Annotated in this window: 15 protein-coding genes and 1 pseudogene; 9 read left to right on the top strand and 7 right to left on the bottom strand. The window is 68.1% G+C overall.

All coding sequences use genetic code 11. The features are described 5' to 3' along the window. Positions 1-1955, bottom strand: a 1955-nt coding sequence (asnB, locus tag Q0W90_RS06180) for an asparagine synthase (glutamine-hydrolyzing) (RefSeq protein WP_297773638.1), incomplete at its 3' end; no start/stop codon positions are given. 156 nt (positions 1956-2111) lie between these two features. Between asnB and Q0W90_RS06185 the strand changes: the two genes are divergently transcribed. The 4 genes from Q0W90_RS06185 to Q0W90_RS06200 all read left to right on the top strand — a co-directional run bounded on the left by Q0W90_RS06185 (position 2112) and on the right by Q0W90_RS06200 (position 5396). Next, positions 2112-3203 carry a cytochrome c oxidase subunit II gene (locus Q0W90_RS06185; RefSeq protein WP_297592930.1) on the top strand — a complete coding sequence of 364 codons (1092 nt, stop codon included), beginning with the start codon at positions 2112-2114 and terminating at the stop codon, positions 3201-3203. Between the two features lie 13 nt (positions 3204-3216). Beyond that, complete coding sequence (locus Q0W90_RS06190) at positions 3217-3636, top strand: cytochrome c oxidase subunit 4 (RefSeq protein ID WP_297592927.1); 420 nt, start codon at positions 3217-3219, stop codon at positions 3634-3636. A gap of 189 nt (positions 3637-3825) precedes the next feature. Then, the gene (locus Q0W90_RS06195; RefSeq protein ID WP_297592925.1) at positions 3826-4752 is read left to right on the top strand and encodes an MmpS family transport accessory protein; all 927 of its coding nucleotides are present in this window, start codon (positions 3826-3828) and stop codon (positions 4750-4752) included. Continuing rightward, a complete protein-coding gene (locus tag Q0W90_RS06200) occupies positions 4752-5396 on the top strand; it encodes a DUF2561 family protein (RefSeq protein ID WP_297699080.1) in 645 nt (214 codons plus the stop codon). Before Q0W90_RS06195 ends, Q0W90_RS06200 begins: the two co-directional genes overlap by 1 nt. 138 nt (positions 5397-5534) lie before the next feature. On the opposite strand, the gene Q0W90_RS06205 is transcribed toward Q0W90_RS06200, so the two are convergent. Genes Q0W90_RS06205 through Q0W90_RS06220 form a run of 4 tightly spaced genes read right to left on the bottom strand, consistent with a single transcriptional unit; the run spans position 5535 to position 9993 of the window. Continuing rightward, entirely contained in the window at positions 5535-7223 is a 1689-nt protein-coding gene (locus Q0W90_RS06205) for a cytochrome bc complex cytochrome b subunit (RefSeq protein ID WP_297592921.1), read from the bottom strand. Further along, a complete protein-coding gene (locus tag Q0W90_RS06210; RefSeq protein ID WP_297592919.1) occupies positions 7220-8431 on the bottom strand; it encodes a ubiquinol-cytochrome c reductase iron-sulfur subunit in 1212 nt (403 codons plus the stop codon). The genes Q0W90_RS06205 and Q0W90_RS06210 overlap by 4 nt, the downstream gene beginning before the upstream one ends. A 58-nt stretch (positions 8432-8489) precedes the next feature. Beyond that, positions 8490-9335 (bottom strand): cytochrome c, encoded by an 846-nt coding sequence (locus Q0W90_RS06215; RefSeq protein WP_297773658.1) that lies wholly within the window; start codon positions 9333-9335, stop codon positions 8490-8492. Positions 9336-9381: 46 nt separating this feature from the next. Then, positions 9382-9993 carry a heme-copper oxidase subunit III gene (locus tag Q0W90_RS06220; RefSeq protein WP_297592915.1) on the bottom strand — a complete coding sequence of 204 codons (612 nt, stop codon included), beginning with the start codon at positions 9991-9993 and terminating at the stop codon, positions 9382-9384. 254 nt (positions 9994-10247) lie between these two features. Here Q0W90_RS06220 and trpD point away from each other — a divergent pair, with 254 nt between their 5' ends. Further along, a complete protein-coding gene (gene trpD / locus Q0W90_RS06225) occupies positions 10248-11270 on the top strand; it encodes an anthranilate phosphoribosyltransferase (protein ID WP_297773660.1) in 1023 nt (340 codons plus the stop codon). Here the strand turns inward: trpD and Q0W90_RS06230 are convergent. Beyond that, a pseudogene (locus Q0W90_RS06230) lies at positions 11208-13067 on the bottom strand (DEDD exonuclease domain-containing protein); the annotation flags it as partial. The gene trpD and the pseudogene Q0W90_RS06230 overlap by 63 nt on opposite strands. Positions 13068-13206: 139 nt before the next feature. On the opposite strand from Q0W90_RS06230, the gene Q0W90_RS06235 reads away from it, so the two are divergent. The 4 genes from Q0W90_RS06235 (at position 13207) to pimB (ending at position 16865) form a co-directional block, all read left to right on the top strand. After that, on the top strand, positions 13207-13461 hold the full coding sequence (locus Q0W90_RS06235) for a hypothetical protein (protein WP_297592910.1): 255 nt from the start codon (positions 13207-13209) through the stop codon (positions 13459-13461). 180 nt (positions 13462-13641) lie between these two features. Next, positions 13642-14793 (top strand): peptidoglycan hydrolase RipC, encoded by a 1152-nt coding sequence (gene ripC, locus Q0W90_RS06240; RefSeq protein ID WP_297592901.1) that lies wholly within the window; start codon positions 13642-13644, stop codon positions 14791-14793. A 31-nt stretch (positions 14794-14824) separates the two neighbouring features. Continuing rightward, the gene (locus tag Q0W90_RS06245) at positions 14825-15670 is read left to right on the top strand and encodes a DUF4157 domain-containing protein (protein ID WP_297699082.1); all 846 of its coding nucleotides are present in this window, start codon (positions 14825-14827) and stop codon (positions 15668-15670) included. A 64-nt stretch (positions 15671-15734) separates the two neighbouring features. Further along, positions 15735-16865: a GDP-mannose-dependent alpha-(1-6)-phosphatidylinositol monomannoside mannosyltransferase gene (pimB, locus tag Q0W90_RS06250; RefSeq protein ID WP_297592885.1), complete on the top strand. Its 1131-nt coding sequence runs from the start codon at positions 15735-15737 to the stop codon at positions 16863-16865. An 18-nt stretch (positions 16866-16883) separates the two neighbouring features. Here the strand turns inward: pimB and Q0W90_RS06255 are convergent, their stop codons facing one another. After that, positions 16884-18683, bottom strand: coding sequence for a long-chain fatty acid--CoA ligase (locus Q0W90_RS06255; protein WP_297773662.1), 1800 nt, complete (start codon positions 18681-18683; stop codon positions 16884-16886). Between the last annotated feature and the right edge of the window lie 98 nt (positions 18684-18781).

The following is an 18781-nucleotide window of genomic DNA, read 5'->3' on the forward strand; positions in this document are numbered from 1 at the left end:
AGCTGGACCGGGTACTGCGGCTCGCTGATCTGGGGCACCACGCTGTGCTCGACGAAGATGGCGTGCCAGAGCATGAAGATCAGCAGCGTCCACAGCCGGCGGCTGTGATCGCTGGCGCCGTTGCGGTGCTCGTCGAGCATCCTGCGTATCGCACTTTTATCGACCAGCTGATCGGCCTGCGACGACGCCACCATCGCGTAGGCCCACTCCAGCAGCTCGCCCGCGCGTAGCCAATGCCGGATCGGCACCGGGAACCCGAGCTTGGGCCGGTGCAGCACGTGTGCGGGAACGATCGGCTCCAGCGCGCGGCGCAACGCGTACTTCGTGGTCGTGCGGGTGATCTTGGCCTCGACGGGCAACCGGGACGCCACGGCGAACACCTCGGGATCCAGGAACGGCACCCGAAGTTCCAGGGAGTTGGCCATGGTCATCTTGTCGGCCTTGACCAGGATGTCGCCGCGCAGCCAGGTGAACAGGTCGATGTGCTGCATGCGGGCCACCGGGTCCCAGCCCGCCGATTCGGCGTACAGCGGCGCGGTCACGTCGGTGTGGGTCCACTCCGGGCGGAAGCCGGGCAGCACGTCGCGCAGCTGCGCGTCGGAAAAGCTGCGGGCATTGCCGTAGTAGCGCTCCTCGAGCGTCAGCGACCCGCGGTGCAGCAGACTCTTGCCCCGCATACCCTCCGGCAGCGGCCGCGACACCTTGCCCATCGACTTCCGCAGCGGCCGCGGCAGATAGTCGAAGGGCTTCAGCGACAGCGGTTCCCGGTAAATCGTGTAGCCGCCGAACAACTCGTCGGCGCCCTCGCCGGACAGCACCACCTTGACGTGCTTGCGGGCCTCACGGGCCACGAAGAACAGCGGCACCAGCGCGGGGTCGGCAACCGGCTCGTCGAGGTACCAGACGATCTCGGGCAGGGCGGCGACGAACTCGTCGGGCGTGACCACCTTGGCGATGTGGCGGGCGCCGATCGCCTCCGCCGACGCCACCGCGACGTCGATCTCGGAGAATCCCTCCCGCTCGAAGCCGGTGGTGAACGTGATCAGCCGCGGGTTATGCCGAATCGCCAGCGCCGCGATGGCGGTGGAGTCGATTCCCCCGGAGAGGAACGCCCCGACCGTCACGTCGGCGCGCATGTGCTTGGCCACCGAGTCCTCGAGCACCGCGGTGATCTCGTCGTAGCGGGCTTGTTCGGTGCCGCGGGTGATCGGGGTGGCGGCGAACCGCGGCACGAAGTACCGGGTCACCTCAGGCTGCAGGCGGTCGGGACGGATCCGGGCGTAGCAGCCCGATTCCAGCCGGCGCACCCCGCGGTGCAACGTCTCGGGCTCGGGCACGTACTGCAAGACGGTGTAGTGCTGCACGGCCCGGTCATCGATCCGTGTGTCGAATCCGATCAACTCGGCCAAATCGAGCAGACACTTTTTCTCGCTGGCCACGGCCGTACCGCCGGCACCGGTCGCCATGAACAGTGGCTTGATGCCGAAAGGGTCTCGGGCGCAGAATAATTCGCGGGTAGCGGTATCCCACAACGCGAACGCGAACATGCCGCGCAGCCGCGTCAAGACATCGGTACCCCAGTAGTGATAGCCGGCGACGACGGCCTCGCCGTCGCCGTCGGTGGCGAAGAGGGCGCCATGGCCGGTGGCCAGTTCGTCGCGCAGCTCCAGGTAGTTGTAGATCTCGCCGTTGAACACCAGCACGTAGCGGTCGGGCGTCTCCGGCGGCCCCCAGCGCAGCGGCTGATGCGAATGCGCGATGTCGATGATGGAGAGCCGGTTGAAGCCGAAAACGACCGAGCCGTCGGTGTCTGGGTCCACCCAGGTGCCGGGTTCGTCGGGCCCGCGGTGGCGCATCGAATGCGACGCGCGGGCGATCGCCTCGTCGGCGCGGGCGGCGGCCGCCTCCTTATCCCCAGCCTCGGGGGCGGCAACAAACGCCAGCAGACCACACACGGCGCCCCAGTATGCCGCACTTCGGGGACGCCGGTGGACGTCGCACCCGGCACGTCGCGAAAGGTTGGGCGCACTGGCGGGCCGGGGTTTCGTCGCCCGGCTCGGGCGCGTGGTCTACGCTGCGTAGTATTCGATATCCGAGCAGGAGGCGCCAACGTGACCCCTCGCGAGCAGGACCGTTCGCAACGTTTGTCGCAGGGTAGGTTTCAGCGCCGTTCTGCGGCCCCCGCGGGTCTTTCCCGTCGTCTGCGGCTGCTGGCGCTGGCCGTGACGCTGGGTGTGCTGGCGATGTTCCTGAGCGGATGCAGCAGCTGGGCCGACGCGCTGGCCCTGGGCTGGCCGAGGGGCATCACGCCCGAGGCGCAGCTCAATCGGCAGCTGTGGATCGGCGCGGTGATCGCCTCGCTGGTCGTCGGGGCCATCGTCTACGGCCTGATCTTCTGGTCGTCGGCGTTCCACCGCAAAAAGGCCACCGACACCGAGCTGCCCCGCCAGTTCGGCTACAACATGCCGCTGGAACTGGCGCTCACGGTGACGCCGTTCCTCATCATATCGGTGCTGTTCTACTTCACCGTGGTGGTGCAGGAGAAGATGCTGCACATCGCCAAGGACCCCGAAGTCGTGGTCGACGTCACCGCCTTCCAGTGGAACTGGAAGTTCGGATATCAGCGCGTCGCATTCAAAGACGGCACGCTGAACTACGACGGTGCGGACCCGGCGCGAAAGAAATCGATGGCGTCCAAGCCGGAAGGTAAGGACGCCCACGGCGAAGAGGTCGTCGGGCCCATTCGCGGGCTCAACACCGCGGACCGTACCTACCTGAACTTCGACAAGGTCGAGACCCTGGGAACCAGCGACGAGATCCCGGTGCTGGTGCTGCCCGCCGGCAAGCGCATCGAATTCGATCTGGCGTCCGCGGACGTCGTCCACACGTTCTGGGTCCCGGAGTTCCTGTTCAAACGCGACGTCATCCCGAACGCGGACGCGAACAACTCCGTGCACGTCTTCCAGGTCGAAGAGATCAAGACGCCAGGGGCGTTCGTGGGCCACTGCGCCGAGTTCTGTGGCACCTATCACTCGATGATGAATTTCGAGGTTCGCGTGGTGTCGCCCAACGACTTCAAGGCCTACCTGCAGCAGCGGATGGATGGAAAGAGCAACGCCGCGGCATTGCAGGCGATCGGCCAATCTCCGACGGCGGTGACCACGCACCCCTTCGATACCCGCCGCGGTCAGTTAAGCCAGTAGGTTAGGACACCAAATGCATATCGAAGCCAGGCTATTCGAGTTCGTCGCCGGGTTTTTCTTTGTGGTTGCGCTGCTCTACGGGATTTTGACCGCGCTGTTCGCCACCGGCGGTGAGGAGTGGGCGGGCACCACCGCGCTGGCGCTGACGGGTGGCCTCGCGTTGATCGTGGCCACCTTCTTCCGGTTCGTGGCACGGCGGCTCGACACCCGGCCCGAGGACTACGAAGGCGCTGAGATCAGCGACGGAGCAGGGGAATTGGGCTTCTTCAGCCCGCACAGCTGGTGGCCGATCCTGATCGCGCTGTCGGGCTCGGTGGTGGCGGTGGGCATCGCGCTGTGGCTGCCGTGGCTGATTGCCGCCGGCGTGATGTTCGTCCTGACGGCGGCGGCCGGACTGGTCTTCGAGTACTACCTGGGTCCTGAGAAGCACTGAATCGCGGCATAAAGGTCACAATCCGATCACGTGATCGCTTGCGCCGTTCGCCACGACGGCTTTGCCCGTTTTGGGTTCGGTAGTGTTTCGCCCAGGCAATGAGAAGTTTCCCAGCGCGCCCGGCAACGAGGTGACCGCGGAGTCTTACGCGCAGGTGATGCAGTCGAAAAGGGTAGGCAAAGGGCACAGATGAGCGGGCCGAAACCCCCGGGATGGGAACCTGACGAACCCGATCCTGCCGACCCGATCAGCCACCAAGCGGAAGTCGCTGGTGAGCCCGCTGACGACCCGGAGCCCGGCGGGGACGACGACGTCGAGGGCGGGGCGGAACCCTTTGACAGCAGTGCCGAACCGGCCGCGGCGGACCAGACGGACGCCTATTCCCGTGCCTACTCCGCTCCGGAATCCGAGCACTTCACCAGCGCGCCCTACCTGCCCGCCGATCTGCGGCTCTACGACTACGAAGACTACGACGAGTCCGAGCAGGACGATGAACACAGCCCGGCGCGCTGGCCGTGGGTGGTGGGGATCGCCGCGATCGTGGCCGCGATCGCGCTCGTCGTTTCGGTGTCGCTGCTGTTCGCGCGGACCGACACCAGCAAGCTGGCCAACCCCAACACCAGCACCGTCCCGTCGACCCCACCGATGCAGGACGAGATCACGACCACCAAACCGCCGCCCCCGCCGCCCCCCACGACCGAGCCGCCACCGCCCCCGACAGCAACGGAGACACAGACTGTGACGGTGACGCCTTCTCCGGCACCGGCGCCCCCGCCCGCACCCGCTCCGGCGCCGCCGGCGACCTCCACGGCGGCAGCGCCTCCGCCGCCCACGACACCGACCGGTCCGCGGCAAGTCACCTACTCGGTGACCGGCACCAAGGCCCCGGGCGACATCATTTCGGTGACCTACGTCGACGCGTCCGGTCGGCGGCGCACCCAGCACAACGTGTACATCCCGTGGTCGATGACCGTGACCCCGATCTCGCAATCCGACGTGGGCTCGGTGGAGGCCTCCAGCCTGTTCCGGGTCAGCAGGCTCAATTGCTCGATCACGACAAGCGACGGAACCGTGCTGTCGTCGAACAGCAACGACTCGCCGCAGACGAGCTGCTGATGGTCAGCAGATATTCGGCATATCGGCGAGGCTTGGGCGACGACACCATTTCGCCCGAGGTCATCGACCGCATCCTGGTCGGCGCGTGCGCCGCCATCTACCTGGTGTTGTTGGGTGTTAGTGTGGCCGCGGCCGTCGCGCTCACGGACCTGGGCAGGGGCTTTCACAAGGCGGCCAGCAGCCCGCACACCACCTGGGTGTTGTACGCCGTCATCATCGTGTCCGCGCTGATCATCGCGGGCGCGATCCCGATACTGCTGCGGGCCCGCCGGATGTCTCAGTCCGAGCCGGCCGCCCGGGCGATGACCGCGCCGAACAGGCCTCCGGTGCGCCTCATGTCTCAGGCGCCGCGCACCGCGGCCGAGCGGGCGCGGCAGGCCCCCGTGCAAGCGGCGGTGCCGAAGTCGGACGCGGAGTGGTCAGGCGAGACGGTAGACCGAGTCTGGTTGCGCGGCACGGTCATATTGACCGGCACGATGGGTGCGGCGCTGATCGCCGTCGCGACGGCGACCTACCTGATGGCGATCGGTCACGACGGCGCGTCCTGGGTGGGCTACGGATTCGCCGGCGCCATCACCGCCGCGATGCCGGTGGTCGAGTGGCTCCACATCCGGCAGCTGCGCCGCGTGGTCGCCGAGCGCTGACACATACTGCGGCTTCCGCATCGCGCTACGCGTTGCCGCGCCTCGGGTCAATCCCGCGACGCTGCCGGTGACGCCGACGTTCGGTCGGCTGGTGCGGGACGCCCCGGAGGGGTCGCCCCGCCACGGTGGATAGCCGCGCTAGTGCTCGCCGGCCTCGCCGTTCGGCGTACCCGCAATGCTGTCCTGGTGTTCGCGCAGTGCGGTCAGGGCACGCTGTTCGGAGCTGTGCGCCGCCTCCCGCAATGCCGCGTCCTCGGACACCGGATCGGCGAACATGAAGCTGCCGCTACCCGGCGATCCGGACGAGCCCAGCTTGTTCATCTTCTTGGGCAGCGCCGCGCCCTGGTACTCGAGCGGCAACGGGTGGCCGTGGTCGTCGACCGGGCCCAGGGGCTGATGCAGCTCGATGTAGGCGCCGTGCGGCAGCCGCTTGATGATGCCGGTCTCGATGCCGTGTTCGAGCACCGCGCGGTCGCTGCGCTGCAGACCGATGCACCACCGATACGTGACGAAGTAGACGATCGGCGGCAGGATCACCATGCCGATGCGGCCGATCCACGTGGTCGCGTTCAGCGAGATGTCGAACTTGAGCGCGATGATGTCGTTCATGGCCGCCAGCGTCAGCAACATGTAGAACGAGATCGCCATCGCGCCGATCGACGTACGCACCGGCACATCGCGCGGACGCTGCAGCAGGTTGTGGTGCGCGTTGTCACCGCTGAACCGCTTCTCCAGGAACGGGTAGATGATCAGCAGGACGAAAATCCCGCCCATGATCAGCGCCACCCAGACCGCCGCCGGAATGGTGTGGTGCCAGAAGTAGAACTCCCACGGCGGCCAGATACGGGCCAAGCCCTCGGTCCACATCATGTAAAAGTCCGGCTGCGAGCCCGCCGAGACGTGAGATGGCTTGTAGGGCCCCAGGTTCCAGATCGGGTTGATCTGCAGCAGGCCTCCCAGCAGCCCCAGCACGCCGACGATCGCGGCGAAGAACGCTCCGGACTTGACCGCGAACACCGGCATCACGCGCACCCCGACCACGTTGTGCTCGGTGCGACCCGGCCCGGGGAACTGGGTGTGCTTCTGGAACCACACCATGGCCAGGTGCAGTCCGATCAGCGCCAGGATGATCCCGGGCAGCAGCAGAATGTGCAGCGCGTACATGCGCGGAACGATGTAGCCCACCGCGTCGCACTGGTTGCCGAGACCGCCGCAGGGGAAGTCGCCGCCGAACAATGCCCAGTGCAGCCAGGTGCCGATCACCGGCATGCCCAACGTGATCGAGGACAGGGCGGCGCGCACCCCGATGCCCGACAACAGGTCGTCGGGCAGCGAGTAGCCGAAGTAGCCCTCGAACATGGCCAGGATGAGCAGCAGCGAACCGATCACCCAGTTGGCTTCACGCGGCCGTCGGAACGCGCCGGTGAAGAAGATGCGGGCCAGGTGGACCATGATCGACGCCGAGAAGATCAGCGCGGCCCAGTGGTGAACCTGACGAACGAACAGGCCGCCGCGCACCTCGAAGGAGATGTCGAGGGTCGATGCGAAAGCCTTCGACATATCCACGCCGCGCAGCGGTTGGTACGCGCCGTTGTAGGTGACCTCGGCCATGGACGGGTCGAAGAACAGCGTTAGGTACACCCCGGTGAGCAGCAGCACGATGAAGCTGTACATCGCGATCTCGCCCAGCAGGAACGACCAGTGGGTCGGGAACACCTTGTTGAGCTGTCTGCGCACGGCCGCCGAGGGGTGATAGCGCGTGTCGATGTCCTCGCCTTGACGGGCCAGGACGTCGCCGATCTTCGGGGGACTCAGTTTGGGACTCATGTTGTCGTCCTCTCCCAGAATGCCGGTCCGACGGGCTCGACGAAGTCGCCGTTGGCGACCAGGTACCCGTTGGTGTCGATGGTGATCGGCAGTTGCGCCAACGCGCGCGCGGCCGGCCCGAAGATCGGCTTGGCGAAGTGCAGCGCGTCGAACTGCGACTGGTGGCAAGGGCACAAGATTCGGTAGGACTGCTGCTCGTACAGCGACGCGGGGCAACCCAGGTGCGAGCAGACCTTCGTGTAGGCGAACAGTTCGCCGAAGTTGAAGCTCTCCTGGCCCTGCCGCTTGACCACGCGGTGCATGTCGGTGGGGCGAATCCGGATGAGCATCACGGGGTTACGCACACCCTGGTTGATCGCGCGCAGCTTTTCCTGCGACTCCGGAGTGGTTCCGTCACCGTCGGACTCCCGCCACGGGAAGACGGTTTCCATCCCGCCGGCGTCGAGATCCCCGGGGCGCATCTTGACGAACGGCGACGCGGAGAAGCTGCCGGTGGCGCGCGCCAGATAGATGGTCTCGCCTGGGTAGCGCGGGGTCCAGTCGGAGGTGAACAGCACGGCCTTCTTGCCGTTGGCGGTTTGCACCACCGGCTTCCACGGGTTCTTGATCAGGCCACCAGCAAATGCCACCAAGGTGGACAGGCCGAACGCGCCCAGGCCCACTCCCAGCGACAGGCCGACCAGCTTGCGCCGACCGATGGTGGAGCTGCCGTAGGCGTCGGCCAGGTTCGCCACGACCGTCTTGCGGTCGATGTCGCGGGACGCGCCGTCATGGCGGTCCTGGATCGAAATCTCTTCGGGGATAAACCGTTTCTGGTACAGGATGGTGCCGATCCCGATCGACAGGATCGACATCCCGAACGTCAGGCCGTAGAGCGGGGTGGTCAGCGTGTAGAGCAGGCTGCCCGGGGCTTCCTTCGGCTTGTACTCCCACGGCCAGAACAGGAAGATCAGCAGCAACGCCAGCCCGAACCCGCCGCCCAGCAAAAGCCACAGGGCTACGCCGCGCTCGGCGCGCTTCTCGGCTTTGGTGCCCTCGACCGGCCAACGGTTTTCCTTGAACACGGTCTCGACGCCGTCGAGCCTGCCGCCCAGCGCCACCAGTTCCTGCTGCGACATCGCGGCCAGCGCCGCGTCGTCGGGATCCTTCGCGCCGGCGCCTTGAGGGCTGCCGCCGGTGTCAGAGCCGCGAACGTCGCCTCCGCTCATTTTGCGCCGCTCCTCTTCGCCCTTTTTGGCGCTGCGCGCCATATCGTCTCGACGCGGCTCATGCCCGTGCCCCAATCCACAGTGCCAGTCCGATGGCCGCGACCATCCCGATGATCCAGGCGGCCATGCCCTCGGGTGCGGGCCCGAATCCGCCCAGGCCGTAGCCGCCCGGCTGGCGCTCTTCGGTCACCGCCTTGACGTAGCCGATGATGTCCTTCTTGGCTTCGAAAGACAGCTGATGGTCGGAGAACTTCGGCATGTTCTGCGGGCCGGTCCGCATGGCCGCCAGGATTTGCTGCTCGTTGGCGGGTTCCAGGTCCGGCGCGTATTTACCGGACGACAGCGCACCGCCCTTACCGGTGAAGTTGTGGCACGACGAGCAGTTCAGCCGGAACAGATCGCCACCGCGGCCGAGGTCCTCACCGCGCAGCGAGCGCATCGCCAGGCTGCCGTCCGGGTTGCGCACCGTCGTCGGGCCGCCACCGTTGGCCTGTACGTAGGCGCCCAGCGCGTCGATCTGCCCCTCATCGAAGATGGGTTCCTTGCGGGGTGCCTGCGCCTCGCCGGTCATCGCCGGCATCCGGCCGGTGGACACCTGGAAGTAGACGGCTTCCTCGCCGACGCCGATCAAGCTCGGCCCGCGGTCCGGCACACCCTGCAGGTTGGCGCCGTGGCAGGACACGCACGAGGTGTCGAACAGCTGCTTGCCGGTCCGCAGCAGTGCCGAGTTCGACTCATCCGCGACGGCCACCTGCGGGCGCGGGGTGAGGACGGCGGCCAGTCCGCCGGCGATGGTCAGCGCGATCAGCAGCAGCAGGCCGCCCGACAATCGGCGGCGCAGCCGCCGCCGCGAACGGTCGCGTTGCCCTCGTTGCGACTGAGAAAGCCGCGAACCGGATCGGATAGACCCCAGTTTCTTCAACCGAGCACTCCTTTTGTCCAGCGCCTGCTCATCGGATGAAATAGATCACGGTGAACAGCGCGATCCACACGATGTCGACGAAATGCCAGTAGTAGGAGACGACGATGCTGGCCGTAGCCTGCGCCGGGGTGAACTTGCTCATCGCGGTGCGGGCCAGCAGGAAGATGAAGGCGATCAGGCCGCCGGTCACGTGCAGACCGTGGAACCCGGTCGCCAGATAGAACACACTGCCGTAGGCGCTGCTCGGGATGGTGGTCCCGTGACCCACCAGGTGGTAGTACTCGTAGGCCTGCCCGAGGACGAAGAACAGCCCCATCAGGAAGGTGATGACGTACCAGCGGCGCAGCCCGAACACGTCGCCGCGTTCGGCCGCGAACACCCCCATCTGGCAGGTGAACGACGACGCGATCAGCACCAATGTCACCGGGACGGCCTGGTACAGATTGAGCTCGGTCGGCGGCGGCGGCCACTTCCCGCCCGACTGGGCGCGGGCGGTGAAGTACATCGCGAACAGGCCGGCAAAGAACATCAGCTCGCTGGAAAGCCAGACGATGGTGCCGACACTGACCATGTTGGGTCGATTCAGCGAATGAACCCGTGACGTGATTGCAGTACCTGAAGTCCCGACAGCGCTGGTCACATCCGCAAGTATGACGCTTTGTAGTTGTTGAACTCCACCCGGGGCGGAAATTGATCGCTGGCGCGTCGCGCGCGCGTGCAGACCGGGCAGCTCGCAGCCGAGTTTGGTGGAGGTTGGGGCTGGTGTGGTCCGCGTGGGACCATCGGCTCGTGGCTTTGTCATCTGAGGATTCGCCCGTTGGGGGCCCCTGCGGAGATGCTCCGCAGGGGGCCCCAACAGACGCGGGCGGGTCCGCGACCTCGTGGCCGCGCGTCCTGGCCCGGTTGACGGGCGGACAGGACCTGACCCGCGGGCAGGCCGCCTGGGCCATGGACCAGATCATGGCCGGCGAGGCGAGCGCCGCCCAGATCGCGGCCTTCGCGGTGGCGATGCAGGTGAAGGTCCCCACGTCGGCCGAAGTCATCGAGCTGGCCGAGGTCATGCTCAACCACGCGCTGCCGATGCCCGACAGCGCCATCGGCCAAGACACCGTCGACATCGTCGGAACCGGCGGCGACGGCGTCAACACCGTGAACTTGTCCACCATGGCGGCGCTCGTGACGGCGGCCGCGGGGGTGCCGGTGGTCAAACACGGCAACCGGGCGGCCTCGTCGCTGTCCGGCGGCGCAGACACGCTCGAGGCGCTTGGGATTCGCATCGACCTCGGACCCGAGGAGGTGGCGCGCAGCCTCGCCGAGGTCGGCATCGGGTTCTGCTTCGCGCCGTTGTTCCACCCGTCATACCGGCACACCTCCGCGGTGCGCCGCGAGATCGGCGTGCCGACGGTGTTCAATCTCCTTGGGCCGCTGACCAATCCGGCCAGACCGCGCGCCGGTTTGATCGGTTGCGCGTTCGCCGACCTGGCCGAGGTGATGGCGGGGGTGTTCGCCGCCCGTCGCTCCAGCGTGCTGGTGGTGCACGGCGACGACGGGCTCGACGAGCTGACGACCACGACCACCAGCACCATCTGGCGGGTGCAGGCCGGCACCGTGGACAGGCTGACGTTCGATCCGGCCGGCTTCGGGTTCCCCCGGGCCGACCTCGACGATTTGTTGGGCGGCGACGCGCAGGCCAACGCCGCGGAGGTGCGTGCGGTGCTCGCCGGTGGCAAGGGTCCGGTGCGCGACGCCGTCGTCCTCAACGCCGCGGGCGCGATCGTCGCCCACGCCGGGTTATCCAGTCGCGCCGAATGGTTGCCGGCGTGGGAGGACGGGCTGGCCCGCGCCGGTGCGGCCATCGATTCCGGCGCGGCCGAACAGCTGCTCGCGCGATGGGTGCGGTTCGGCCAGCAGGTCTGAATCCGGAAGGTCTTGCGCCATAACCTGTTCCGAGGCCAGACGGGCCGAGCGCGCCGTCTCCGCCCAGGCCGCGCAGGCGCCGGCTGATCGCAGCGGGGAAGCCCAGCCCGCGGCGTCCCGGGCGCCCTCGACCCGGACGATGCGCACGCCGGGGGCGCCCAGCCAGCGCGCGATCAGCGCGGTCTCCTCGACCAGCGCCCCGCCCAGCGGGCCCGGGGCGGGCAAAATCGCCTGCGCCCCAGCGGTAATCGCGTCGACGACCGGTATCGGCGGCACCCCACGCCTGGCGTTGCCGGCGGCGGCGAGTTGGCCGTAGCGGATGACGGCGAGGTGATAGCCGCCCTGGCCGTCGGGCGCGGCGGCGATCAGCTCGGGCAGCGCGGCCAGGGCGCGCAACCGCTGACCGCGCCACAGCGTCTCGACCGCGGCGGCGGTGCGGTCGCGCAGCCGCGCGGCGCTCTCGAAGTGACGCCGCTCGGCCAGCGCGCTGACGTGGTCGACGGCGGCGGTCAGAGCGGTGTTGTCCGCGCCGTCGACCAGCGCCGCGATCCGGGCGACGGCCGCCGCGTATTGAGTGGCGGTGACGTCGCGCGCGGCCGGGCACGGCGACACCTCAGCCTCGGCGCACAGCGGTCCGTGTAATGCCGAGCGGCCCAGCCGGTTGGTGCAGGTTCGTAGCCCGGTGAAGCGGGCCAGCAGGTGGGCGGTGTCGGTGGCGTCGGCGCGGGCCCGGAACGGGCCGATGGCGCGATCGTGCCGCGGCGCGCGCACCACGGCCAGGCGCGGGAACGCCTCATCGGTCAGTGCCACCCACCACCAGCGCTGCGGGAACCTGGACCGCCGGTTGTACGGCGGGGCATGCGCGGCCAGCAGCCGCAGCTCGCGCACGCCGGCCTCCAGCGCGTGGGCGCACTCGACGTGGTCGACCGCGACGGCCAGCGTGACCATCTCCTTCATGCGGCCGCGGGGATCGGCGCCGGTGAAGTACTGGCCGACCCGGCGTCGCAAGTCGACGGTGGTGCCGATGTAGAGCACCTCGCCCGACGGCCCCCGGAACAGATACACCCCCGGCCGGTGCGGCAGCCCCTCGGCGAGCACCCGTTTGCGGCGCTGCGTCGGTGTTACCTCGGGCAGATAGGAGCGCAGGTCGGCGTAGGTGTGTACGCCCTGGTTGCCCACTCGCTCGATGAGGGCGTGCAAGACGTCGACGGTGGCCCGCGCGTCGTCGAGGGCGCGGTGGGTGGGCTGGGTGGCGACGGCGAACAGCCGCGCCAGGGAGGCCAGCCGCACGCTGGGGGCTTCCTCGCGGCTGAGCACCCGGCGGGCCAGCCGGACGGTGCACAGCACCTGCGGGCGTGGCCAAGCGATATCGCACTGTTGCGCGGCGGCGCGCAAAAAGCCCATGTCGAAGCCGGCGTTGTGCGCCACCAGCACGGCGTTGCCGGCGAACTCCAAAAACATCGGCAGCACGGCGTCGATGGTCGGCGCGTCGGACAGCATCGCCGTGGTGATGCCGGTCAGCTGCACGATCTGGGGTGGGATAGTGCGCCGCGGATCAATCAGGGTGGCGAACTCGCCGAGCACCACGCCGCCACGCACCTTGACCGCCCCGATCTCGGTGATGGCGTCCGGCAGTGTTCCCTCGGCGCTTTTGGTGCGTCCGCCGGTGGTCTCCAGGTCCACCACGACGAAGGTGGTGTCGCGCAACGAGAGCTCATCGGACGTGAACGGCGACCCCACGTCGGCGAAGCTCAACTGAGTCGCGCCGCGTGCACCCACGGGGGTGACGTTAAGCATGACGACCGACACCCGCGGCGGTCCCACGCCGGGGGATCACGGTCACGGATAGATGTCGGTGCCCGCGGTTACCGTTCGGGCAGTGCGGCGTGATGTTCGCCCACCCGGCTCGCAGAGCCAGACCGAGAGGACCGACCCGATGGCACCAAGAACTGGACCCACCAACGTCGCCGCGCCGCCGCCGGACCCGGGGGCGCCGGTGGTCATCGACTGCGACGACTGCGCGGTGCGCGGCCCCGGCTGTCGCGACTGTGTGGTGAGCGTGATACTCGGGGTCCCGGATACTTTGTTGCAGGACGAACGGGCGGCATTGGAAGTTCTCGCCGAGGTGGGCTTGGCGCCGCGACTTCGGCTGGTCCCGATTCGTCGGGATGCCGGATCTGGTGTAGCCTAAATGCCTTGTCCGCCAAAGGTCCTCGCGCCACGCGAAACGACTCACATAGAAATGACAGAATTCTTTCTAATTTCTTAACCGCTCGCTTTGGACAAACGCCGATATCGTTTCGTAACCTGTTTGAGACCTAAACCCGCTCGACGACCATGGTTCGTCGATGGCCGTTTAAGGAAGCAAATCTTGAGGCTTGACTCTAGGTACCCGGTTGCGCGTGTCCTGACACGTTCGGCCCTAGGGACGCTAGCTGGCTTCGCGATCGTGTGCGGTGTGGTGACCGCCCCCTCGTGGGCGGACCCGGCCGAAGACGCCACGGCAAAACTCAACGAGCTGTCCCGCCAGGCGGAGCAGACCACCGAGGCGATGCACAGCGCCCAGCTCGACCTGAACGACAAGCTGGCCGCCGAGCGCGCGGCCGACAAGAAGCACACGGACGACCAGGCCACCGTGGACGCGGCGAAGGTCCATTTGTCGTCGTACCAGACCTCCGTCAACAACCTGGCCGCCGCGACCTACATGGGCGGTCACGTCGACGGCATGGAAGCCATCCTGACCGCCGGCTCGCCGCAGGGGCTGATCGACAAGCTCGCGGTGCAGCGGGTGATGGCGACGCAAATGGCCAGCCAGATGAAGAGCTACCGGATCGCGGGCGAGCAGGCCGCCAAAGCCGAGCGGGAGTCCGCGAAGTCCGCCGCCGACGCCAAGAGCGCGGCCGAGCAGGCCGCCGCGGTTCGAGCGAGCCTGCAATCCAAGCAAAGTCAGCTGCAGGTGCAGATCGCGGTGGTCAAGTCGCAATACCTGTCTTTGACCGCCGACCAGCGCACCGCGCTCGCCAATCCCGGCCCCGCGGCCCCCGCGGCAGCGCCGGGCCCCGGTGCTCCGGCGCCGGAGGCGGCACCTCCGGGAGCCGGGCAGGCGCCGGGTGAGGCTCCGCCTCCCGGGGGAATGCCCGGAATGCCCGGTATGGCTCCCGACGGGGTCGGCGGCGGTGACCGCGCCACCGTCGTGCAGGCCGCGCTGACCCAGGTCGGTTCGTCCTATGTCTGGGGTGGCGCCGCGCCCGGCGGATTCGACTGCTCCGGCCTGGTGATGTGGGCGTTCCAGCAAGCCGGCATCTCGTTGCCGCACTCCAGCCAGGCGATGGCCCACGGCGGTCAACCCGTTTCGCTGTCGGACCTGCAGCCCGGAGACGTGCTGACGTTCTACTCCGACGCCTCGCACGCGGGCCTCTACATCGGTGACGGCATGATGATCCATTCCTCCACCTACGGTGTGCCGGTACGGGTGGTGCCGATGAACTCCTCCGGCCCGATCTACGACGCTCGCCGTTACTAGACACCCCGCGCCGCGGCGCCGGCGGCTTCCGATGCTGCTGACGTGGGTATTCGTCGTCGAATTGATCGTGGCCGCGGCGGTGCCGTTCGACGCGGAACGGAACAGCCGGATCCGGCCCCCGCAGCTGATCACGCCCGCCCACAGCCAGGTCAGCGCCTCGACAAAGTCGATCGTCGTCGGCGACCGCACCGTGCGGCTACTGGGCCTCGGTGGCCCATCGAGCGAACGCTTGTTGTTCCGGGTGGCCGAGGACATGGGCGCCGCGATCAGCGCCGTGGAGGCATTCTGGGGCGTCGACTGGACACGCGAAATCTCGGTGGTGGTGGCCGGCACGGACGAGGAATTTCGCGCCGACGCCGGCGGGGGACCGGCATCACAGTGGGACGATATCGCGGCCGCGACCGTCTCCGACCGGGTCGATCCCGTTCGCCGGATCGCCCTCGGGCAGCGGATCGTGTTCGCCCCGGGTGCCGCCAACATGAGCGCGGCATCACTGCGAATAGTGTTGGCCCACGAGCTTTTTCACTATGCCGCACGCGCGGACACCGTCGCGGACGCGCCCCGCTGGCTCACCGAAGGGGTCGCCGACTTCGTCGGCCGCCCACCGACGCCGGTGCCCACCGAGGGGTTGCTGCCCATGACGCTGCCGTCGGACAGCGACCTGGACGTGCCGGGTGCGCAGCGCTCGTTGGCCTATGACCGCGCCTGGTGGTTCGCCCGTTTCGTGGCCGACACCTACGGAACGCCGAAGCTGCACGATCTCTACCTGGCGACCTGCGGCACCAGGCGCGCCGACATGACCGTCGCCGCCCAGGACGTGCTGGGCACCAGCCCGACGGGCCTGCTCACCCGCTGGCGCCAATGGCTGACCCACTAGCGGTGCATCGCGGGGCTCAGACCGTGTGCACGGACCGCGTCGCCGCCACGCTAGCCTGACGCACGTGAGCCGGGTCTTGCTGGTAACCAACGACTTTCCGCCCCGCCCGGGCGGCATCCAGTCGTACCTCGGCGAGTTCGTCGGTCGGCTGGTCGAGGCCCAGTCGCATTCGGTGACGGTGTACGCACCGCAATGGAAGGGCGCCGAGGCATACGACGAGGCCGCTGGCTGCCGCGTGGTGCGTCACCCGGGCACCCTGATGCTGCCCGGCCCGGCGGTCGATGCCCGGATGCGCCGGCTGATCGTCGACCACGGCATCGAGACCGTCTGGTTCGGGGCGGCCGCGCCGTTGGCGCTGCTGGCCCGGCGTGCTCGTGGGGCGGGGGCGAGTCGGGTGCTGGCCAGCACGCACGGCCATGAAGTGGGCTGGTCGATGCTGCCGGTCGCGCGCTCGGTGTTGCGTCGCATCGGCGACGACACCGACGTCGTCACGTTCGTCAGCCGCTATACGCGGTCGCGGTTCGCGCCGGCCTTCGGGCCCAACGCGTCGCTGGAATACCTGCCCTCCGGGGTGGACACCGACCGGTTTCGGCCCGATCCGGCGGGCCGTGCCGAGTTGCGCAAGCGCTACGGGTTGGGCGAACGGCCCACCGTGGTGTGCGTGTCTCGGCTGGTGCCACGCAAAGGCCAGGACATGCTCATCAAAGCGCTGCCCTCGATCCGGCGACGCGTCGAGGGAGCCGCCCTGGTCATCGTCGGCGGCGGCCCCTACCTGGAATCGCTGCAGACGCTGGCCCGCGAGTGCGGGGTGGCCGGCGACGTGATTTTCACCGGCGGCGTACCGGCTGCCGAATTGCCCACGCATCACGCGCTGGCAGACGTATTCGCGATGCCCTGCCGCACCCGCGGTGCCGGCTTGGACGTCGAAGGACTGGGCATCGTCTTCCTGGAGGCCTCGGCGAGCGGTGTGCCCGTCGTCGCGGGCAGATCCGGGGGAGCACCAGAAACGGTGCGGCACAACGAAACCGGGCTCGTCGTCGACGGTTGCTCGGTGGGCGAAATCGCCGAGGCCGTCGTCGAGTTGCTGACCGACCGGGACCGGGCCGCCGCGATGGGCGCGGCCGGACGCGAATGGGTGACGGCCCAATGGCGCTGGGACACCCTGGCGGCACGGCTGGCCGAGCTGCTCGGCTAGTGGCGTGTGCTCGCCGGATTAACTGGCGTAGATCGATTCGATGTCGGAGGCGAACTTCTCGGCCACCACGCGGCGCTTGACCTTCATCGTCGGCGTCAATTCGCCGGTGTCCTCGGTGAAATCGACCGGCAGGATGCGGAACTTGCGGATCGACTCGGCGTGTGACACCGCCTGATTGGCGTCCTTGATGGCCGCGTCCACCTCGGCGACGAGGTCCGGGTCGGTGGCCAGATCGGCCACCGAGGCGCCGGCCCCCTTCTGGTTGCGCTGCTTCCAGCCGTCGAACGCCTCGGGATCGATGGTGATCAACGCGCCGATGAACGGTTTGGCGTCGCCGACCACCATGGCCTGACTGATCAGCGGATGCGCCCGCAGCCGGTCCTCCAGGGCGGCGGGGGCGACGTTCTTGCCGCCCGCGGTGACGATGATTTCCTTTTTCCGCCCGGTGATCTTCAAAAAGCCGTCCTCGTCGAGCACGCCCAGGTCTCCGGTCTTGAACCAGCCGTCGGTGAAGGCGTCGTCGGTGGCCTGCTCGTTGCGCCAGTAGCCGGTGAACACCACGCCGCCGCGCACCAGCAGCTCGCCGTCGTCGGCGATGCGCATGCTGTTGCCGGGCAACAACGTTCCGACGGTGCCGACCTTGACATTGCCGACCTGGTTGACGGTGATCGCCGAGCTGGTCTCGGTCAGCCCGTAGCCCTCATGGATGGTCAGCCCCACGCCGCGGTAGAAGTGCCCGAGTCGCGACCCCAGCGGCGCGCCGCCCGACACGGACGCGCGACAGTCGCCGCCGAGCGCCGCGCGCAGCTTGGCGTACACCAGCCGGTCGAACAACGCATGCTTGACGCGCAGCAGCGGCCCCCGCCGGCCGCGGTCCTGCGCCTCGCTCCAGTCGACGGCGGTCTGCACGGCCATGGCGAAGATCCGGCCCTTGCCGTCGTTTGCGGCGTTTTGCTCGGCCGTGTTGTAGACCTTTTCGAACACCCTCGGCACCGACACCACCACGGTCGGTTTGAACACGGCAAACATCGGCAGCAGGTTCTTGATGTCGCTGGTGAATCCGACGGTCACCTTGTTGGCGAACGCGGACAAGGTGAGCGAGCGCGCCAGCACGTGGGCCAGCGGCAGGAAGATCAGCAGCCGCTGCCCCTTGTCGAGCAGCGTCGGCAGGCTTTCCTTGGCGCCGCGGGTCTCATACAGCAGGTTGGAGTGTGTCAGCTGGCAGCCCTTGGGCCGCCCGGTGGTGCCCGAGGTGTAGATGAGTGTCGCGGGATCGTGGGCCCGCAGGGCCTCGAGGCGCGCGGTCAGCTCGGCCGGCTCGACCGACTCGCCGGCCTCGACAAGCTGGTCGAGCGCCTTGGGGCCCGAACCGTCGATGTGCAGCACCCGGCGCAGGGCGGGCAGTTCGGCGGTCAGCTCGGTGACCATCGCCGCGTGTTCGTCGGTCTCGGCGAACGCCAACACCGCCTCGGAGTCCTGCAGCACCCAGCGCACCTGTTCGGCCGAGGACGTCTCGTAGATCGGCACGGTGACCGCGCCCACCGACAGGATCGCCAGGTCGAGGATCGCCCATTCGTAGCAGGTGGCACAGAAGATCGAGACCCGGTCGCCGGCCTGCACGCCCAGGGCGATCAAACCCAGTGCGGCCGAGCGGATCTGACCGGCCGCCTCGGCGCAGGTGACGTCGGTCCACTCGCCGTCGACCTGGCGTTGGTAGATGACAAAGTTCGGATCATCGCGCTCGTGTTCGAAGACCATCCTCGCGATGTTGTCGTCTTCGTCGACCGAAAAACGGGCGGGGACGCTGTACTCACGCACTCTCATGACCTCGATTGACCTCGTGACGTTTCCCGGCAGCCGGGTTGTACGTTGACCAGCCTAATCCGAGCATCGATCCAGCACGGCCGGAGTCGGTG

Source organism: Mycobacterium sp. (assembly GCF_025933915.1).
GTDB lineage: Bacteria > Actinomycetota > Actinomycetes > Mycobacteriales > Mycobacteriaceae > Mycobacterium.

What these genes read in the sequence shown, in the direction of transcription:
- Q0W90_RS06235 (WP_297592910.1), top strand. Translation starts at nt 13,207, where the DNA reads ATGGCACCAAGAACTGGACCCACCAACGTCGCCGCGCCGCCGCCGGAC.
- Q0W90_RS06195 (WP_297592925.1), top strand. Translation starts at nt 3,826, where the DNA reads ATGAGCGGGCCGAAACCCCCGGGATGGGAACCTGACGAACCCGATCCT.
- Q0W90_RS06190 (WP_297592927.1), top strand. Translation starts at nt 3,217, where the DNA reads ATGCATATCGAAGCCAGGCTATTCGAGTTCGTCGCCGGGTTTTTCTTT.
- Q0W90_RS06245 (WP_297699082.1), top strand. Translation starts at nt 14,825, where the DNA reads ATGCTGCTGACGTGGGTATTCGTCGTCGAATTGATCGTGGCCGCGGCG.
- Q0W90_RS06205 (WP_297592921.1), bottom strand. Translation starts at nt 7,223, where the DNA reads ATGAGTCCCAAACTGAGTCCCCCGAAGATCGGCGACGTCCTGGCCCGT.
- Q0W90_RS06210 (WP_297592919.1), bottom strand. Translation starts at nt 8,431, where the DNA reads ATGAGCGGAGGCGACGTTCGCGGCTCTGACACCGGCGGCAGCCCTCAA.
- Q0W90_RS06200 (WP_297699080.1), top strand. Translation starts at nt 4,752, where the DNA reads ATGGTCAGCAGATATTCGGCATATCGGCGAGGCTTGGGCGACGACACC.